The organism is Streptomyces sp. NPDC029138, from assembly GCF_055564375.1.
This window is the reverse complement of sequence record NZ_JBVHWM010000030.1, coordinates 49,204-67,071: the sequence shown is the minus strand read 5'-3', so window position 1 is coordinate 67,071 and position 17,868 is coordinate 49,204. Positions and strand designations below refer to the sequence as shown.

At 70.2% G+C, this 17,868-nt stretch carries 12 protein-coding genes and 4 tRNA genes; 10 read left to right on the top strand and 6 right to left on the bottom strand.

What is annotated here, in order from left to right; all coding sequences use genetic code 11:
• The 3 genes from ACZ4WH_RS23260 to ACZ4WH_RS23250 all read right to left on the bottom strand — a co-directional run.
• A partial coding sequence (locus ACZ4WH_RS23260; RefSeq protein ID WP_468183308.1) for a DEAD/DEAH box helicase occupies nucleotides 1–1,868 on the bottom strand: 1,868 nt, incomplete at its 3' end.
• A gap of 306 nt (nucleotides 1,869–2,174) precedes the next feature.
• A complete protein-coding gene (locus ACZ4WH_RS23255) occupies nucleotides 2,175–2,687 on the bottom strand; it encodes a hypothetical protein (RefSeq protein ID WP_468183306.1) in 513 nt (170 codons plus the stop codon).
• 556 nt (nucleotides 2,688–3,243) lie between these two features.
• A complete protein-coding gene (locus ACZ4WH_RS23250; protein ID WP_468183304.1) occupies nucleotides 3,244–3,594 on the bottom strand; it encodes a metallopeptidase family protein in 351 nt (116 codons plus the stop codon).
• A 60-nt stretch (nucleotides 3,595–3,654) separates the two neighbouring features.
• On the opposite strand from ACZ4WH_RS23250, the gene ACZ4WH_RS23245 reads away from it, so the two are divergent.
• The 6 genes from ACZ4WH_RS23245 to ACZ4WH_RS23220 all read left to right on the top strand — a co-directional run bounded on the left by ACZ4WH_RS23245 (nucleotide 3,655) and on the right by ACZ4WH_RS23220 (nucleotide 7,790).
• Nucleotides 3,655–5,214 carry a metallophosphoesterase family protein gene (locus tag ACZ4WH_RS23245; protein WP_468183302.1) on the top strand — a complete coding sequence of 520 codons (1,560 nt, stop codon included), beginning with the start codon at nucleotides 3,655–3,657 and terminating at the stop codon, nucleotides 5,212–5,214.
• 80 nt (nucleotides 5,215–5,294) lie between these two features.
• Nucleotides 5,295–5,367: transfer RNA gene (locus ACZ4WH_RS23240), tRNA-Glu, on the top strand.
• 36 nt (nucleotides 5,368–5,403) lie between these two features.
• A tRNA-Asp gene (locus ACZ4WH_RS23235) sits at nucleotides 5,404–5,478 on the top strand.
• Nucleotides 5,479–5,502: 24 nt separating this feature from the next.
• Nucleotides 5,503–5,576: transfer RNA gene (locus ACZ4WH_RS23230), tRNA-Phe, on the top strand.
• A 198-nt stretch (nucleotides 5,577–5,774) separates the two neighbouring features.
• Complete coding sequence (locus ACZ4WH_RS23225; protein ID WP_468183300.1) at nucleotides 5,775–7,397, top strand: hypothetical protein; 1,623 nt, start codon at nucleotides 5,775–5,777, stop codon at nucleotides 7,395–7,397.
• 72 nt (nucleotides 7,398–7,469) lie between these two features.
• Complete coding sequence (locus ACZ4WH_RS23220; RefSeq protein ID WP_468183298.1) at nucleotides 7,470–7,790, top strand: hypothetical protein; 321 nt, start codon at nucleotides 7,470–7,472, stop codon at nucleotides 7,788–7,790.
• Here ACZ4WH_RS23220 and ACZ4WH_RS23215 read toward each other — a convergent pair.
• Entirely contained in the window at nucleotides 7,787–8,848 is a 1,062-nt protein-coding gene (locus tag ACZ4WH_RS23215) for an ABC transporter permease (RefSeq protein WP_468183296.1), read from the bottom strand. The two genes, ACZ4WH_RS23220 and ACZ4WH_RS23215, sit on opposite strands and share 4 nt — an antisense overlap.
• A gap of 87 nt (nucleotides 8,849–8,935) precedes the next feature.
• Here ACZ4WH_RS23215 and hrpA point away from each other — a divergent pair, with 87 nt between their 5' ends.
• The 3 genes from hrpA (at nucleotide 8,936) to ACZ4WH_RS23200 (ending at nucleotide 14,264) form a co-directional block, all read left to right on the top strand.
• Nucleotides 8,936–12,880: an ATP-dependent RNA helicase HrpA gene (gene hrpA / locus ACZ4WH_RS23210; protein ID WP_468183294.1), complete on the top strand. Its 3,945-nt coding sequence runs from the start codon at nucleotides 8,936–8,938 to the stop codon at nucleotides 12,878–12,880.
• Nucleotides 12,881–12,975: 95 nt separating this feature from the next.
• Nucleotides 12,976–13,050 (top strand) — tRNA-Asp (locus ACZ4WH_RS23205).
• Nucleotides 13,051–14,069: 1,019 nt separating this feature from the next.
• A complete protein-coding gene (locus tag ACZ4WH_RS23200; RefSeq protein WP_468183292.1) occupies nucleotides 14,070–14,264 on the top strand; it encodes a DUF6274 family protein in 195 nt (64 codons plus the stop codon).
• A gap of 472 nt (nucleotides 14,265–14,736) precedes the next feature.
• On the opposite strand, the gene bldC is transcribed toward ACZ4WH_RS23200, so the two are convergent.
• On the bottom strand, nucleotides 14,737–14,943 hold the full coding sequence (gene bldC, locus ACZ4WH_RS23195; protein WP_003949541.1) for a developmental transcriptional regulator BldC: 207 nt from the start codon (nucleotides 14,941–14,943) through the stop codon (nucleotides 14,737–14,739).
• Nucleotides 14,944–15,462: 519 nt separating this feature from the next.
• Nucleotides 15,463–16,305 (bottom strand): DUF8083 family protein, encoded by an 843-nt coding sequence (locus tag ACZ4WH_RS23190; protein ID WP_468183290.1) that lies wholly within the window; start codon nucleotides 16,303–16,305, stop codon nucleotides 15,463–15,465.
• Between the two features lie 199 nt (nucleotides 16,306–16,504).
• Between ACZ4WH_RS23190 and ACZ4WH_RS23185 the strand changes: the two genes are divergently transcribed.
• Entirely contained in the window at nucleotides 16,505–17,611 is a 1,107-nt protein-coding gene (locus tag ACZ4WH_RS23185; protein ID WP_468183288.1) for a Leu/Phe/Val dehydrogenase, read from the top strand.
• Nucleotides 17,612–17,868: the final 257 nt, after the last annotated feature.

Below are 17,868 nucleotides of genomic sequence, written 5' to 3'. Positions count from 1 at the left end.
CGGTCGTCACGACGGTCGTCACGACGCTCGAAGCCACGGTCCCGGTCACGGTCACGGTCGAACGGACGGCGGTCGTCGCGGCGCTCGAAGGAACGGCCACCGCGGTCGTCACGACGGTCGTCACGACGCTCGAAGCCACGGTCCCGGTCACGGTCACGGTCGAACGGACGGCGGTCGTCGCGGCGCTCGAAGGAACGGCCGCCCCGGTCGTCACGACGGTCGTCACGACGCTCGAAGCCACGGTCCCGGTCACGGTCACGGTCGAACGGACGCCGCTCCCGGCGCTCGTACGGTGCCGAAGCCGCCGGACGCTCCTCGCGCTCGGTCTCGCGCTCCGCGGGCTCCTCGGCCACGGCGAGCTGCTCCGCCGCCGTCGCCTGGGCCTCGGCCACCGCCGCCTCGGGGTCGTCGCCGCGCTCGCGGGCGACCCGGGCGACCAGCCGGTCGGCCTCCTCGCGCAGCTCGGTCGCGCGGCGCTGGGCGCGCTCCAGCTGCTTGGTGAGCTGGGCGACCTCGCGCTCGGCCTGCTGGGCGGCGTTGGCGGCGGACTCGGCCTGGACCTCCGTCATGGAGCGGGCGCCGGTGATCTCGGCGACCTCCGGGTCGAAGGCGGCGCCGCCCTGGATGATGTGGCGGGCCGCGTCGACGCCGGCGTCCTCCATCAGGCGGAAGATCTGGCGCCGCTGGTGCGGCAGGGAGAGCGACACGACCGTGCCGGTACGGCCGGCGCGGGCAGTACGGCCCGCGCGGTGCAGGTAGTCCTTGTGATCGCCGGCCGGGTCCACGTTCAGGACCAGGTCGATGCCGTCGACGTGGATGCCGCGCGCGGCGACGTCGGTGGCGACCAGGACGTTGACGTAACCGTCCTTGAAGTCGGCCAGGGTGCGGGTGCGGGCGCCCTGGGTCATGCCGCCGTGCAGCGCGTCGGCCTTCACGCCGGCCTCGCGCAGCTGCTCGGCGACGCGGTCGGCGCCCAGCTGGGTGCGGACGAAGATGATCGTGCGGCCCTTGCGGGAGGCGATCGCGGCCGTGACCGGCGCCTTGTCCTTGGGCTTCACGATGAGGATGTGGTGCGACATGGTCGTCACCGCGCCCTGGGCCGCGTCCACCTCGTGCAGGACGGGCTCGTTCAGGTAGCGGTCGACCAGAGTCTTGATCTCGTTCTCCATCGTGGCGGAGAAGAGCATCCGCTGGCCGCCGGCCGGGACCTGGTCGAGCAGCTCGGTGACCTCGGGCAGGAAGCCCAGGTCGGACATCTGGTCGGCCTCGTCCAGGACGGCGATCCGCACGTCCTCCAGCGAGCAGGCGCCACGGTTGATGATGTCGCGCAGCCGGCCCGGAGTGGCGACGAGGATGTCGACGCCACGCTCCAGGGCGTAGATCTGGTTGCCCATCGAGGTGCCGCCGCAGACGACCTTCATCTTCAGGCCGAGGACGTCGCCGTACGGCTGGAGGGCGTCCGCGACCTGCATGGCCAGCTCGCGGGTCGGGGTGAGGATGACGGCGCGGGGCCGCTTCTTCTCGGTGCGGCCGCCGGCCAGCAGGGCCAGGGTCGGCAGGCCGAAGGAGAGGGTCTTGCCGGAGCCGGTGCGGCCACGGCCGAGGATGTCCTTGCCGGCCAGGGCGTCCGGGATGGTCGCGGCCTGGATCGGGAAGGGGGTCGTCACGCCGTTCTGTGCGAGCTTGCGCACGATGCCCTCGGGGAGGCCGAGGTCGGCGAAGGTGATGGTCTGGGGGGTGTCAGCGGCCTCGGGGGCCTCGGTGACCTCGGTCGTCTCGTCGACGAGTGCGTTCTCGATCTCGGTGTTGTTCTCGATCTCGATCTCGTTCTCGGACACGACGATCTGGTCAGTGCTGGACACGGACATGCGAATGCGAAACCTTCCGGAGTCTCTTCGGCACGCGCCCGTCAACTCCGTGAATCGCTCACGACCGCCTCAATGCGGTCCGCCACGGCAAAGGAGAGTACGCGCCACACGGCGCGCTCTGTGGTGGCGCCGGGCAAATGGGATCAAACGATCTACCACCATACGCACCTACCACCCCCGAAGGCAAACCGAGCCGCAGAGGCGCAGCTCACACTCTCTTTCCCGCCGCATCGGCCCCCGCCCACGGCGACGGCGACGGCGACGGCGACGGAATGCGGTGGTGCCGGCCGGGCGGCGCTCACGCGTCTACACCGGCATGCCCGCCGCCGGTGCCGGCTCCCGCTGGACCAACTGCGGGCCCGTCTCCTCGTGCGCCGACGAGGACGGCTCGGCCGACGGCGGCTCGGAGACGGGCGGCGGCGGGGTGGAGGCCGGCGGCTCGGGCGGGGCGGAGGTCACGGGAGGCGTCGGCGGCGCCTTCGTCGGCACCGGCTCCCCGGGCTCGGCGGTCTCGCCCGGCTCGGCCGGTGCGTGCGAGGCGCTGCGCGCGGCCGACGGGGTGGCCGACGCCGAGCCCGACTTCCCCCGCTTCGCCTTGCCGCCGTGCCCGTGCTTGCCGTCACCGGCCCCGCCTCCTTCCTCGACGAGGCCGCCCGCGCCGGCCACCGGGCCGCCGTCGGGTGCCTCGCCGCCGCGCTGCCCCGCCGAGTGGGAGGGCCGGACCCGGCCCGCGTCGTCGCCCACGTTCACACAGCCGGCGGCGGCGGTGACGGCCAGTGCCGCGACGGCGAGACGGACGGGTACGTACAAGGGGCGCACGGCGGCCACCTCCGGGGGCAAGGAAAGGAGTCAACCTCCCCAACTCCCGCCGCCCACAAGAGGACACGCGCCCCACCCGCATCGCCGCCCAGCGCCCGCGCCCGCGCGGCCCGGCGCGGCCCGCGCGAGTCGATCACCGCCCAGCGCAGGGGGCCCGCGCCCGACCACACGGTCACCCGCACCCCGGACAGGATCCGCACCCCGCCAGGCGGTCACCCACGCCGCAGACAGGACCCATGCCCCGCCATGCGGTCACCCGCACCCCGGACAGGACCCGCACCCCGCCACACGGTCACCCATGCCCAGCGCACGCGGTCCCGCCCGCCCGTGCGCGCCACCACCTCGGCACACACGGCCCAGGCACAGCCCGTTCGCGACCCGGCCCACACGGCCCGTGTTCAGCCGAGCGCGTCAATTCTCACCCGGCGCACACGGCCCGTCTTCAGCCGGACGCGTCAATCCCCACCCGGGGCGCACACACCCCGTCGTCAGCCGGGCGCGTCAATCACCACCCGGCCCCAACGGCCCGTGCTCGCCCACGCCCGCAATCCACCGCTCAGCCGTAGCCGAGGGCATGCAGTCTGGCGTCGTCGATGCCGAAGTGGTGGGCGATCTCATGGACCACGGTCACCTCGGTCTCCGCCACGACGTCCTCGCGGCTCTCGCACATCCTGAGCGTCGGCCCGCGGTAGATGGTGATCCGGTCCGGCAGGACACCCGCGTACCACTCGCCCCGCTCGGTGAGCGGGGTGCCCTCGTAGAACCCGAGCAGCTCGGGGTCGTCGGCGGGCGGCTCGTCCTCCACGAACACGGCCACGTTGTCCATGAGCCGCGTCAGCTCCGGCGGAATCCGGTCGAGCGCCTCGGCGACCAGTTCCTCGAACTCCTCGCGCGTCATCTCCAGCACACGGTCATTGTCCGGGAACGCCGCCGCATATCCACCAGGGGACGTGGGCATACGGCACCAATGGCCCGCGTCCCCGCAGCCCTGAGCGCCATGCTGAACCGGACCCCGAACCGCCCACGCCCCGACCGCACCCGCTCCCTCCCCGCCCTGGAACTCGCCGCCCGCCCCCGCCCCTGGCTGCGCGCCCTGGGGCTCACCTCGGTCGTCCTCGTCGGCGCCTGGCTGGGCCTGCTGGTCGTCGGCAACGTCCGGGCCCCGGTCGGCCCGATGGACACGACGATGGCGCTGCGCCCCTCCCTCAGCGGCGGCACGAAGATCAACGTGTCCCCGCTGGGCTCGCTCAGCCTGGACAGCCATGTGGCACCGGTCCGCCTGGACGTGAACGTCGACCAGCTGGACCCGCTCCGCTCCCAGGCACTGGTCGACCACCCCGAGCGGCTCTCCGGCCTACAGGACGAGGTCGCCCGGGACGTCGAGCACGGCACCCTGGACCTGGCCGTACGCTCCTGCGTCGCCGTGGTCTCCGGGGCCACGGCCCTCGGCCTCGCCGTCTACCGCCGCCCGCGCCGCGCCCTGGCCGCCGGCGGACTGGCCCTGGCCCTGCTGGGCGCCTCGGGCGCGACGGCGTACGCGACCTGGAACCCGAAGTCGGTCCTGGAGCCGCGGTTCTCCGGGCTGCTCAGCTCGGCGCCGTCCGTGGTCGGCAACGCGCGCAGCATCGTCACGGAATTCGACGTCTACCAGAAGGAATTGGCGCGCCTGGTGACAAACGTGACGAAGCTCTACGACGTCACCTCCACCCTCCCCGCCTACCGGCCGGACCCGTCCACCATCCGCGTCCTGCACGTGTCGGACATCCACCTCAACCCGGCGAGCTGGAAGATCATCGGCTCCCTGGTGGAGCAGTACAAGGTGGACGTGATCGTCGACTCCGGCGACACGATGGATCACGGTACGGCGGCGGAGAACGGCTTCCTCGACCCGATCCGTGATCTGGGCGTGCCGTACGTCTGGGTGCGCGGCAACCATGACTCCCGGACGACCCAGCGCTATCTGGAGCGCATGAAGAACGTGCGCGTCCTGGACGACGGGCGGGCGGAGACGGTGGCGGGCCTGCGGTTCGCGGGCATCGGCGATCCGCAGTTCACCCCCGACCGCTCGGCGGTGCCCGGCCGTGAGGCGTCCGAGCAGTTGGCGGGCGACCGGCTGGCCAGCGCCCTGCGCGATCAGCGGACGGCCGGCACCCCCGTGGACGTGGCGGTCGCGCACGAGCCGTCCGCCGCCCGGGAGACCGACGGTGCGGTGCCGCTGGTGCTCTGCGGGCATCTGCACCACGAGGGCACGGAGCTGCTGCGGTACGGCACCCGGCTGCGCATGGAGGGCTCGACCGGCGGCAGCGGGCTGCGGGCCGTGGAGCGCGAGTACCCGGCTCCGATCGAGGCCTCGATCCTCTACTTCGACCGGGACAGCCGTCGGCTCCAGGCCTGGGACGCGATCAAGCTGGGGGGCCTGGGGCTGACAACGGCTGAGGTCAGCCGCCATCTGGCGGATGAGAACCAACCGGGCGCCACCGGTGCCTCGCGCTCCCCTTCCCCGACCGCTCGCAACACCTCGCCGTAAACCGTTTTGGCGATACCCCTCGCCATCCCATATGCTTCTCACGTCCCCGACGCGCTGAGAAGCGCCCAGGCGGGCCGATAGCCCTCATCGTCTAGCGGCCTAGGACGCCGCCCTTTCAAGGCGGTAGCACGGGTTCGAATCCCGTTGGGGGCACGCAATACCGTGTGCGACACTGTTGCACGCACGCTTGGTCCTGTGGAGCAGTTTGGAGTGCTCGCCACCCTGTCAAGGTGGAGGCCGCGGGTTCAAATCCCGTCAGGACCGCTGGTGTTTCACGTGAAACACCGTGGCTGGGTAGCTCAGTTGGTACGAGCGTCCGCCTGAAAAGCGGAAGGTCGCCGGTTCGACCCCGGCCCCAGCCACAACCGCCCTGACCAGGGCCTGAGCCCCTCTCCGAATCTCATCGGAGAGGGGCTCTTTCGTGTCGCCGCGATCACTGGTCACCAGGCCCTGGTCCGGACCACCGGCCACCAGTACGATCAGGCCACATTGGCGAGAACCCCCACTCCCGCTCGACCGGAGGGGGGTTTTCGTCGTACAGGAGACCCTGAGGGGGGTACTTGACACAGATTGCCAGAGGGTTGGTGACGACCGGCGCCGTCCTGGTCGCCGCACTCGCCCTGCCCGGCACCGCCCACGCCGCGGGCCCGACCGTCAGAAGCGCCTACAGCGACCAGGCCGACTGGTCGGTGCTCGACGTCCGCCTCAACTTCAGCGGCGCGGTCAGCAAGCTCGTCGCGACGCTCCGCCCGGCCGGCGGCAGCGAGACCGACGCACCGGTGGCCACGATCACCGACTTCACCCAGCGGTACGAGTCCAGTTCGTGGGACGCCGTCTGGGCGTCCCAGCCGATCCACCTGGACGCCCTCGGCGACTACACGGTCGACATCGAGGCCACGGACGGCTCGGGCGAGACGACCGTCCAGAAGAACGCGGGCACGCTGCACTACGAGAAGCAGCCCGTCTTCAGCGGCTTCGCCGTCACGCCGACCGAGCCGGACATCGAGCACAAGACGATCACGGCCGCCGGCGACATGGTCGTCCGCGACCCCAGCACCCGGGAGACCGAGCCGCTACCCGGTGCCTCCGTGGACCTCACGTTCGACGGGGGCAGCGGGAAGGCGACCGCCGTCACCGACGAGGCCGGCCACTTCGCCGTCCCCCACCAGCTGACCCAGGCCGGCTGGGCATTCGCCGACTACAACGGCGACCTCGGCTTCGCCGCCAGTTCCTGGATCGACGTCCGGCCGAAGGCCGCGCCGACCCGGATGGTCCTCGACCAGAGCAGCTTCCACGTCACCACCGGCGAGAAGATCAACGTCACCGGCACGCTCCAGTACCAGTTCGGCGGGGAGTGGAAGCCGCTGGCCGGCATCCCGCTGGAGATGGACTACAAGGAGTGCAGCACCTGTAGCCCCACCGGCACCACGACCGACGCGAACGGCCGCTTCTCCTTCGTGCGGACCCCGTACGGCAGCAAGAGCCTGTACGAGATCTCCTTCCTGTCGTACAACCCCTTCGCCCAGCGCAGCACGTCCGACGTCACCGTGGCCGTCACCGCGACGACCAGGTTCACCGGGTTCACCGCGTCGCTGGACAAGTACGCGCAGCTGAAGGTCACCGGCACCCTCGACCTGATCGGTCGTGACGTCAACGACCAGGCGAGCGTGGACATCCAGTACTCGCCGAACGGCAAGACCGGCTGGGCGACGAAGAAGACCGTGAAGGTCAGTTTCGGCTCGCAGTTCGTCGCCGACAAGGTGCCCGGTTACACGGACGGCTACTGGCGCCTGCGGTACGCCGGTTCCACCACCAAGGACATCAAGGGCACCACCAGCAACAGCCTGCGCCGCAACCGCGCCCTCACCCGGGTGAAGGACGCCAACGCGTCCCCCGAGCCGGTGACCAAGGGCCGGACGATCACCGTCAAGGGCGTCCTCCAGGAGCGCGCGGTCGGCTCCAGCACGTGGAAGGCCTACGGCGGCAAGAAGGTGCAGATCCTCTTCCGCCCCAAGGGCGCGAAGACCTGGTACCTGATGTCCACGGTCACCACGAGGAGCAGCGGCTCCTTCAGCAAGGGCTTCACGGCCAGGCAGGACGGCACCTGGGTGCCCGTCCTCCTGTATCCCGACAGCAAGCACTTCGTGGGCAGCGGCACGGAGGACTACGTCGACGTCCGATGACCTTGGCACCACGCCCGGTCGGCGCTACGTTCGGCGCTGATCGCGCGTGGTGCGCGGGGGGGCGGGGGAGACATGGGCCGGGACGGGGACAGAGCCAGCCAGGACACCGAGCTGGAGAAGGACCGGGCCCGGTACGGGCTGCTCGCGGTCGTCACCAGCAATCTGTCGATCGCCGCGGTCGCCGCCTTCGGCGTGTGGCGGCTCGACGGGGACAAGGCGGTGATCGTCGGCGTCCTCACCGCCGCGTTCACCGCCGTCAGCAGCATGACCACCGCCTATCTGGGCATCAAGGCCGTCTCCAACACCGCGAAGTCGATCGCTCTCGGGGACGGCCCGGCCCGCCGGCACACCGAGGCCGCCCCGCCGGCCCCGCCCGCCCAGCGCACCCCCTAGGCCGCGTGGGCCGGCTGCCGCGGTCTGCCGCCCGGATGGCGGTGCCGCCAGGTCAGGAAGACCGCGCACGAGACGACCGCCCAGCCCGCCAGTACCAGGAACGGGAACGCGTGCTGGTAGCCGCGGAAGTACACCGCCGTGTGCTGGGCGTTCACCGAGGCACCGGGCGGCAACCAGCGACCGATCGTGCCCAGCGCGGACGGCAGCAGGGGCCAGGAGACGGCACCGCCGGACGACGGGTTGCCCAGCAGCACCAGCAGCCCCCATGTCGGCAGCATGGCCCAGCGCCCGAACAGGGTGTTGAACATCGTGAACACCATGCCCGAGGTGAACATGGTGAGGGCGAGGATCGCCCACGACTCCAGGAACGGCAGCCTCAGCGCCCCCAGCAGCCAGTCCACCACCGCGGCGATCGAGAACCCGCCGAGCAGGGCGTAGGCGACGGTGAAGCAGATCCGCTCCAGCGGGTTCAGCTCCGACGCGTGCACGCTGAGCTGGATCGCGCCGACGAAGCCGATGATCACGGCGGCGAGGGAGATGTAGAAGATGGCCAGCCCTCTCGGGTCGCCCTTCTGCAACGGCTTCAGGTCGTGGACCACCACGGTGGCGCCGGTGGCCCTGCCGACCTTCAGCGCCGCCTCCCCCAGCACCTGGGCGACCGTCGCCCCGGACGCCCCGGACACGTCCAGGGTGATCGTCCGGCCGTCGGCGGACGCGTCGACCACCGCGAAGACCTTCTGCTGGTCCACCGCCCGCACCGCGTCCTCCCGGTCGTCGTACGGGTGCAGTCGCATGGAGGCGCGCAGCGCCTTTTCCATGCCGCCGATGAACCGCCGGGCCGCCGGCTGGTCGTAGGCGGCACCGGTCACCGCCGTGGGGATGCTGTGCGGGGTCGGGTTCGCCATGGCGTACGTGTACGAACCGGCGAAGAAGCCGGCCGCCACGGCGATGATCAGGAGGAGGACGGTGGCAGGGAGGAAAGGGGATGCCTTGAACGCCGCCCAGCGCTCCGCGCGGGTCGGGGGGCGGCCGTGGTCTCCGTGAGGGGAATCAGGCATATCGACCACGCTAGGTCATGCTGTGACATCGCGCCCCGGTCAAATCGTTCGCTTGTTTTTCGCCCCAGGTGAGATCCTGGGTCGCGTATGTCTACGCATCCCGCCCCCGCCCTCGGCACCCTCGCACCCCGTCTGACCGAACTGTCGCTGCGCGACGCGCATCGGCTCGGGCGGCGGCTGGAGGGCGCGCGCAAGATCCGTAAGCCGGAGGCCCGTGCCGCCGTCCTCGCCGAGATCGACGGCGAGATCGGCAAGGCCGAGGCCCGTATGGCCGAGCGGCGCTCCCGCGTGCCCGCCGTCACCTACCCCGAGCAGTTGCCGGTCAGCCAGAAGAAGGACGAGATCGCGGCCGCCATCCGCGATCACCAGGTCGTCATCGTGGCCGGTGAGACCGGTTCCGGGAAGACCACCCAGATCCCGAAGATCTGCCTGGAGCTGGGCCGGGGCGTGCGCGGCATGATCGGGCACACCCAGCCCCGCAGGATCGCCGCCCGGACCGTCGCCGAGCGGGTCGCGGAGGAGCTGAGGACGCCCCTCGGCGAGTCCGTCGGCTGGAAGGTGCGGTTCACCGACCAGGTGAACCCGGACGCCACCTTCATCAAGCTGATGACGGACGGCATCCTGCTCGCCGAGATCCAGACCGACCGCGAGCTGCGCGCCTACGACACGATCATCATCGACGAGGCCCACGAGCGGTCCCTCAACATCGACTTCCTGCTGGGCTACCTCGCCCAGCTGCTGCCGAAGCGGCCCGACCTGAAGGTCGTCATCACCTCGGCGACCATCGACCCGGAGCGCTTCTCCCGGCACTTCGGCGACGCCCCGATCGTCGAGGTCAGCGGGCGGACGTATCCCGTGGAGGTCCGCTACCGGCCGCTCCTCGAAGAGGAATCGGACGACGCCGACCGAGACCAGATCACCGCGATCTGCGATGCCGTCGAGGAACTCCAGGCCGAGGGCCCGGGCGACATCCTCGTCTTCCTCTCCGGCGAGCGGGAGATCCGCGACACGGCCGACGCCCTCGAGAAGAAGAAGTACCGCTTCACGGAGGTCCTCCCCCTCTACGCCCGGCTCTCCCACGCCGAACAGCACCGCGTCTTCCAGCAGCACACCGGCCGCAGGATCGTTCTGGCCACCAACGTCGCCGAGACCTCCCTGACCGTCCCCGGCATCAAGTACGTCATCGACCCCGGCTTCGCCCGGATCAGCCGCTACAGCCACCGCACCAAGGTCCAGCGGCTGCCCATCGAGCCGATCAGCCAGGCCAGCGCCAACCAGCGCAAGGGCCGCTGCGGCCGTACCTCCGACGGCATCTGCATCCGGCTGTACTCCGAGGACGACTTCGTCGCCCGCCCGGAGTTCACGGACGCCGAGATCCTGCGGACGAACCTCGCCTCCGTCATCCTCCAGATGACCGCGGCCGGCCTCGGCGACATCGAGAAGTTCCCCTTCATCGACCCGCCGGACCACCGCAACATCCGCGACGGCGTACAGCTGCTCCAGGAGCTGGGCGCGCTGGACCCGGCCCAGAAGGACCCCCGCAAGCGGCTCACGGACACCGGCCGCAAGCTGGCCCAGCTGCCCGTCGACCCCCGCCTGGCCCGGATGGTCCTGGAGGCCGACAAGAACGGCTGTGTCCGCGAGGTCATGGTCATCGCCGCCGCCCTGTCCATCCAGGACCCGCGCGAGCGCCCCGCCGAGAAGCAGACCCAGGCCGACCAGCAGCACGCCCGATTCAAGGACGAGACCAGCGACTTCCTCGCCTATCTGAACCTGTGGCGGTACATCCGCGAGCAGCAGCGCGAGCGCGGCTCGTCGTCCTTCCGCCGGATGTGCAAGCAGGAGTACCTGAACTTCCTGCGCATTCGCGAATGGCAGGACATCTACACCCAGCTGCGCACGGTCGCCAAGCAGATGGGCATCCATCCGAACGAGGACGACGCCCCGGCCGACCGGATCCACGTCTCCCTCCTCGCCGGCCTCCTCTCCCACATCGGGATGAAGGACGTGAAGGACGGCAACAAGAACGAGTACCTGGGCGCCCGCAACGCCAAGTTCGCGATCTTCCCGGGCTCGGCACTGTTCAAGAAGCAGCCGAAGTTCGTGATGTCGGCCGAGCTGGTGGAGACGAGCCGGCTCTGGGCCCGGGTCAACGCCAAGATCGAGCCGGAGTGGGTCGAGCCGCTGGCCGGGCACCTGCTCAAGCGGACGTACAGCGAACCGCACTGGGAGAAGGACCAGGCGGCCGTGATGGCGTACGAGAAGGTCACGCTGTACGGCGTCCCGATCGTCGCCCAGCGGAAGGTGAACTACGGCCGGATCGACCCGGAGGTCTCCCGCGAGCTGTTCATCCGCAACGCCCTCGTGGAGGGCGACTGGCGCACGCACCACAAGTTCTTCGCCGACAACCGCAAGCTGCTCAGCGAGGTCGAGGAGCTGGAGCACCGCGCCCGGCGCCGGGACATCGTGGTCGACGACGACACGCTCTTCGACTTCTACGACCAGCGGGTGCCCGAACACGTCGTCTCCGGCGCCCACTTCGACTCCTGGTGGAAGCGGAAGCGCCAGGAGCAGCCGGACTTCCTGGACTTCGAGCGGGAGATGCTCATCCGGGAGTCGGCGGAGGCGGTCACCAAGGCCGACTATCCCGACACCTGGCGGCAGGGCCAGCTGAAGTTCCGGGTGACGTACCAGTTCGAGCCGGGTGCGGACGCCGACGGTGTGACGGTCCACATCCCGCTCCAGGTCCTCAACCAGGTCACGGACGAGGGCTTCGACTGGCAGATCCCGGGCCTGCGCGAGGAGGTGGTGACGGAGCTGATCCGCTCCCTGCCGAAGCCGATCCGCCGCAACTACGTACCGGCGCCGAACTACGCGAAGGCGTTCCTGGAGAAGGCGGTGCCCCTCCAGGAGCCGCTGACCGTCACGATGGCCCGCGAGCTGAAGCGGATGGTCGGCGTTCCGTTCGAGGCGGACGACTTCGACTGGGCCAAGGTCCCCGACCACCTGAAGATCACCTTCAGGATCGTCGACGAGCGGCGCCGGAAGCTGGCCGAGGACAAGGACCTGGAGGCGCTCAAGCTGCGCCTGAAGCCGAAGGCGCGCCAAGCCCTCTCCCAGGCCGCGGCGGCGACCGCGTCCCGCGAGGGCGGGGAGTCACTGGAGCGCAAGGGCCTCACGGACTGGACGATCGGCACCCTCACCCGGGTCTTCGAGACACGCCGGGCCGGCCAGCCGGTGAAGGCGTACCCGGCGCTGGTGGACGACGGCGACACGGTCTCCGTCCGCCTCTTCGACACGGAGGAGGAGCAGGCGGAGGCCATGTGGAAGGGCACCCGCCGGCTGATCCTGCGCAACATCCCGGTGAATCCCGCGAAGTTCGCATCCGAGAAGCTGACGAACGCCCAGAAACTCGCCCTCTCGGCCAACCCCCACGGCTCGATCCAGGCCCTGTTCGACGACTGCGCGATGGCCGCGGCGGACAAGCTGATCGCTGACTTCGGGGGGCCGGCGTGGGACGAGGAGTCGTACCGGAAGCTGTACGACAAGGTGCGCGCCGAGATCGTGGACACCACGGTCCGTACGGTCGCCCAGGTGCAGCAGGTCCTCGCCGCCTGGCAGGCCTGTGAGCGGCGCCTGAAGGCCGTCAGCAGCCCCGCGCTGCTCGCAAACCTGACGGACGTCCGCAAGCAGCTGGACGCCCTCGTGAAGCCCGGTTTCGTCACCTGGGCGGGCATACGGCGCCTGCCCGACCTGATGCGCTACCTGGTGGCCGCCGACCGCCGCCTCCAGCAGATGGCGACGAACGTCCAGCGGGACACGACCCGCATGGAGAAGGTCCACGAGATGCAGGACGAGTACGCCTGGCTCCTGGAACAGCTCCCGAAGGGCCGCCCGGTCCCGCCCGCCGTCCTGGACATCCGCTGGATGCTGGAGGAGTTGCGGGTCAGCTACTTCGCCCACGCGCTGGGCACGGCGTACCCCGTCTCCGACAAGCGGATCGTCAAGGCGATCGACGCGGCCGTCCCGTAACCGGACCCGTACGGAGGGTGAGTTCGACCAGGGCCCTCACCCTCCTGTACAGTCTCTTCTCGCAGCGCAACGCACGAACAAGCGCCGCGAAACCTGGTCCTGTGGAGCAGTTTGGAGTGCTCGCCACCCTGTCAAGGTGGAGGCCGCGGGTTCAAATCCCGTCAGGACCGCATCTAGGCCGAGGCCCGCATCCCGCAAGGGACAGCGGGCCTCAGTCATACCCCCCACCAGACCAACGCACAGGCCGCGCCCTCGGCGAAGCCGCAGTCGAACACAGCAAATCCCGTCAGGACCGCGCCATTGACCGAGGCCCGCATCCCCCAACGGACAGCGGGCCTCAGTCATACCCCCACCAGACCAACGCAGAGGCCGCGCCCGCGGCGAAGCCGCAATCGAACACAGCAAATCCCGTCAGGACCGCACAGACGACCGAGGCCCGCATCCCGCGAGGGACAGCGGGCCTCAGTCATACCCCCACGAGGCCAACGCACAGGCCGCGCCCTCGGCGAAGCCGCAGTCGAACACAGCAAATCCCGTCAGGACCGCGCCATTGACCGAGGCCCGCATCCCCCAACGGACAGCGGGCCTCAGTCATACCCCCACCAGACCAACGCACAGGCCGCGCCCTCGGCGAAGCCGCAGTCGAACACAGCAAATCCCGTCAGGACCGCGCAAACGACCGAGGCCCGCATCCCGCAAGGGACAGCGGGCCTCAGTCATACCCCCCACCAGACCAACGCACAGGCCGCGCCCGCGGCGAAGCCGCAATCGAACACAGCAAATCCCGTCAGGACCGCACAAACGACCGAGGCCCGCATCCCCCAACGGACAGCGGGCCTCAGTCATACCCCCACCAGACCAACGCAGAGGCCGCGCCCGCGGCGAAGCCGCAATCCGGTACAGCAGATCCCGTCAAGACCGCCGTCTACGCCGAGGCCCGCATCCCGCAACGGACAGCGGGCCTCAGTCATGTCGCCCGGCGGGGGAAATCAGCCCGTCCGGCGTTTGAGGACGAGACCCGCCAGGGCCGATGGGGGTCTGGGGCGCAGCCCCCAGGGGGCACCCCCGGCGCCGGCACCCGACAGCCCGGCCGAGCCGGCGGAGCCGCTTGGCGTCTTGACGGCGTCACATTCCCTCGGTACTCAGGGAGCAGGGCTCGTTCCCCCTGTGCGGCCCCTGGAGGTGGCGTATGGCGGCGTCGGTCAGGCATGAGACGCGGGCGCTTCTGAGGGCGCATCTGTCGGCCGCCTCCTCCTACCGGCATCTCACCCGCCACTGCCCCATCTGCCACCACCTGCTGCGGCTGGCGATGGACGCCGCCCCACGGGCCCAGGAGGCCGAGCGGGAGACTCCCGAGGACGGCGAAGCCCCTCGTCACGCGTGACCTCCGCCGGCCCAACCGCCGTACAGGCGTGGGACTCTGAGGCACGCGCACCGCCCGGACGCCCCTCTAACGCATGCGACCCGCAGCCAACAAGCGTCCGGGCGTGTGACGGGAGTCACCGCATGAGTTTTTGAAACAGCGGTACTTACCCCCTTCATACAACGGGTCAATTTAATATGTGCAATTGCACCGCTCCCAGGAGTCGCGCACAGCCGTTCCGACACCCCTCCCCAGACTCCGACAAGGACGCTCACAAGCGCCGCTCACACTCCCCGACCTGCGCACAAAAAAGATCGCGCTGGACCCGGCGGAGTCCAGCGCGATCGACGACGCACCCTGTGTCGCTTGCCTACAACGTTCTCTTCGGCCTGGGCGAGGGGCCTGTTGGGGCAGGTCCCGCGTCGCTTGGAGCTAGGGTTCGGGCGCCTCGGCCAGTTGGGGGACCGACCGTCTTGCCCGGTTATGCAGTTGTTCAGGCCTCGCTGCGCTGCTGCGGGATGCCCGCGAGCAGAGCGCGGACCTCGGCCTCGCGGTAGCGGCGGTGCCCGCCGAGCGTGCGGATGGACGTGAGCTTGCCGGCCTTCGCCCACCGCGTGACCGTCTTGGGGTCGACGCGGAACATGGTGGCGACCTCAGCCGGGGTCAGCAGCGGCTCGGCATCAGGGGTGCGAGCGGTCATGAGCGGCCTCCTCGGGAGAACCGAACCTTCTCGGTTCTTTCCTCTAAATTCTGCACCTTGACCCGCGTTGCCCGAAATGGCGGACGCGAGTCGAGTCGGTTATAGGACGAACGGCTTGTCCTCGGCACTACAACTACACCATCTGTCCAGCCGCGTCGGCCAAACCGATGGAATTGCCCTCCCAGGTGTTCATCAGCGACGGAAGCCGATGGACCATGCCATAGCGGACAGTCACGCCACTGTGACGATCAGTCACAGGACGATCAGGAGTCACCAGACCCCCCAAAGCGTGCAATGCTGAGAATCCGCCCACCATGGAGCACAGTTGGGCGGATGGAGCCTTCCCCGGACTCCTTGTCCTATTTTGGCACGAGGGGTGCCAAGAGGCGCAAGGGCCGGGTAAGTGCCGTCCATCACCCTTGAGACAGAAGTCCCAGATCGAGGCCAACGTCCCGTCAGGTGGTCTAAGCGAGTAGAACGTACGTCCTCTGTCACCGATTTGACCGTGACGTACGTCACTCAGTTCGCGGAGCGCCGGTCCCGTACCGCCCGCCACCGCTCCACCAGCCGCCCGTACGCCTCCCCGGCGGCCTCCCCGTCCCCCTGGCGCAGCGCCTCGATCCCGGCCGCCACGTCCGCCGCCGAGTGATCGTCCTCCAGCTCGCCGGCCGGCAGCACGTGCACCAGGCCGCCGTAGTCCAGCTCCACCAGCGAGCGCGGGTGGAACTCCTCCAGCCAGCGGCCGACGTCCACCAGACCGTCGATCAGCGGGCCCTCCTCGACGGTGTCCCTCAGCGTGCGCAGCGCCCGCGCCACCCGGCGCCGGGCCTGCACCATCGGGGTGCGGTAGCGCAGCGCCGGCGGCACGTCGGCGGTCCCCTTGTCGTACCGCCGCTCCTCGTCCGAGACCAGCACGAACCAGTTCAGCGGCACCTGCCAGGTCGCCGTGCGGATCCAGGGACGGGCGTCGGGGTTGCGGGCCAGCCAGCGCTCGTAGTCCTGGGCGGCCTGCCGGCGCACCACCGGCGGCAGCACCGCGTCCAGCACCGGCGGGGGCAGCTCCTCGGCCAGCTCCTCCAGGGCCTGCCAGCCGCGCAGCCGGGTCCGCCAGGGGCACACGCAGACCACCCCGTCGACCTCCAGCACGAAGGCGTCGCTGCTCTCGTGCACCGGCACCGCGATCGGCGGGATGGGCAGCAGGTCGGCCAGGGAGCGACGCAGTTCGTCCTGGTACGAGGGGCGGTCGGGGCGGCGGGCGTAGCGCGCCCAGTGCCCGCGCTCCGGCTCCGGGAAGGCGCCCAGCGGCTCGTACACGCGCAGGTACGCGGCATAGGGGACGACCACGGAGGACACCTTCGGCACGCCTGCTCCCTCCCCATCGGACCCGGCTCGAAACCACTGCAAATCGTGCCACGCGCATACGTGCGGAGCGGGCCCTGGCGAGTGATCCTGAACACTGCGCGGATGGTGAGGGAGCCGAGGCTCTACGCTCATGCCACGGCTCCCCGCCACCCGCACGGGGACCGACCCCACTCGCCGCTAGTACACAGGAGTCACCACAGTGACCGACGTAACCGGCGCGCCTGCCGATGTCCTGCACACCCTGTTCCACTCGGACCAGGGCGGCCATGAGCAGGTCGTGCTCTGCCAGGACCGCGCCAGCGGCCTCAAGGCCGTGATCGCCATCCACTCCACCGCCCTGGGCCCCGCCCTCGGCGGCACGCGCTTCTACCCGTACGCGACCGAGGCCGAGGCCGTCGCCGACGCCCTGAACCTCGCGCGCGGGATGTCGTACAAGAACGCCATGGCCGGTCTCGACCACGGCGGTGGCAAGGCCGTGATCATCGGCGACCCGGAGCGCGACAAGACCGAGGAGCTGCTCCTCGCCTACGGCCGCATGGTCGCCTCCCTCGGCGGTCGCTACGTCACCGCGTGCGACGTCGGCACGTATGTCGCCGACATGGACGTGGTGGCCCGCGAGTGCCGCTGGACCACCGGCCGCTCCCCCGAGAACGGCGGCGCCGGCGACTCCTCCGTACTCACCGCCTTCGGGGTCTACCAGGGCATGCGCGCCTCCGCCCAGCACCTGTGGGGCGATCCCTCGCTGCGCGGCCGCAAGGTCGGCATCGCCGGTGTCGGCAAGGTCGGCCGTCACCTGGTGAAGCACCTGCGGGACGAGGGCGCCGAGGCCGTCATCACGGACGTCCGCGTGGACGCCGTCCAGCGGATTCTGGAGCAGTACCCCGCGGGGGTGACGGCCGTCGCCGACACCGAGGAGCTGATCCGGGTCGAGGGGCTGGACATCTACGCCCCCTGCGCCCTCGGCGGCGCCCTGAACGACGACAGCGTCCCGGTGCTCACCGCCAGGGTGGTCTGCGGTGCGGCCAACAACCAGCTGGCCCACCCGGGTGTGGAGAAGGACCTCGCCGACCGCGGGATCCTCTACGCGCCGGACTACGTGGTGAACGCCGGCGGGGTGATCCAGGTGGCCGACGAGCTGCACGGGTTCGACTTCGACCGGTGCAAGGCGAAGGCGGCGAAGATCTTCGACACCACGCTGGCCATATTCGCACGTGCGAAGGACGACGGGATTCCGCCGGCCGCCGCGGCCGACCGGATCGCCGAGCAGCGGATGGCCGACGCCCGCGTGAGCCGGGCCGCGCACTGAGCCGGTCGCACACATGAGCGGTACCCGTCGGCGGGAACTTAGAGAGAACTCTCACTTCCACCGGCGGGTCGTTCCCCGATAAGTGGTTAAAATCGCCACTGACCAGCGAGGACAGGGCGCCTCGAAGGTCTTGGGCACACGCGCGTGCTGCGGGCGACGTACCGTATGGGCGCGGGCTCAGGTACCGTGGAAGCCCTACGGACCGGCCTCTCCATGGAGAGTCCGTTCCAGATCATGAACGCGTGTCAGACTCTGGG

What these genes read in the sequence shown, in the direction of transcription:
- hrpA (WP_468183294.1), top strand. Translation starts at nt 8,936, where the DNA reads ATGTCTACGCATCCCGCCCCCGCCCTCGGCACCCTCGCACCCCGTCTG.
- ACZ4WH_RS23220 (WP_468183298.1), top strand. Translation starts at nt 7,470, where the DNA reads ATGGGCCGGGACGGGGACAGAGCCAGCCAGGACACCGAGCTGGAGAAG.
- ACZ4WH_RS23200 (WP_468183292.1), top strand. Translation starts at nt 14,070, where the DNA reads ATGGCGGCGTCGGTCAGGCATGAGACGCGGGCGCTTCTGAGGGCGCAT.
- ACZ4WH_RS23245 (WP_468183302.1), top strand. Translation starts at nt 3,655, where the DNA reads ATGGCCCGCGTCCCCGCAGCCCTGAGCGCCATGCTGAACCGGACCCCG.
- bldC (WP_003949541.1), bottom strand. Translation starts at nt 14,943, where the DNA reads ATGACCGCTCGCACCCCTGATGCCGAGCCGCTGCTGACCCCGGCTGAG.
- ACZ4WH_RS23215 (WP_468183296.1), bottom strand. Translation starts at nt 8,848, where the DNA reads ATGCCTGATTCCCCTCACGGAGACCACGGCCGCCCCCCGACCCGCGCG.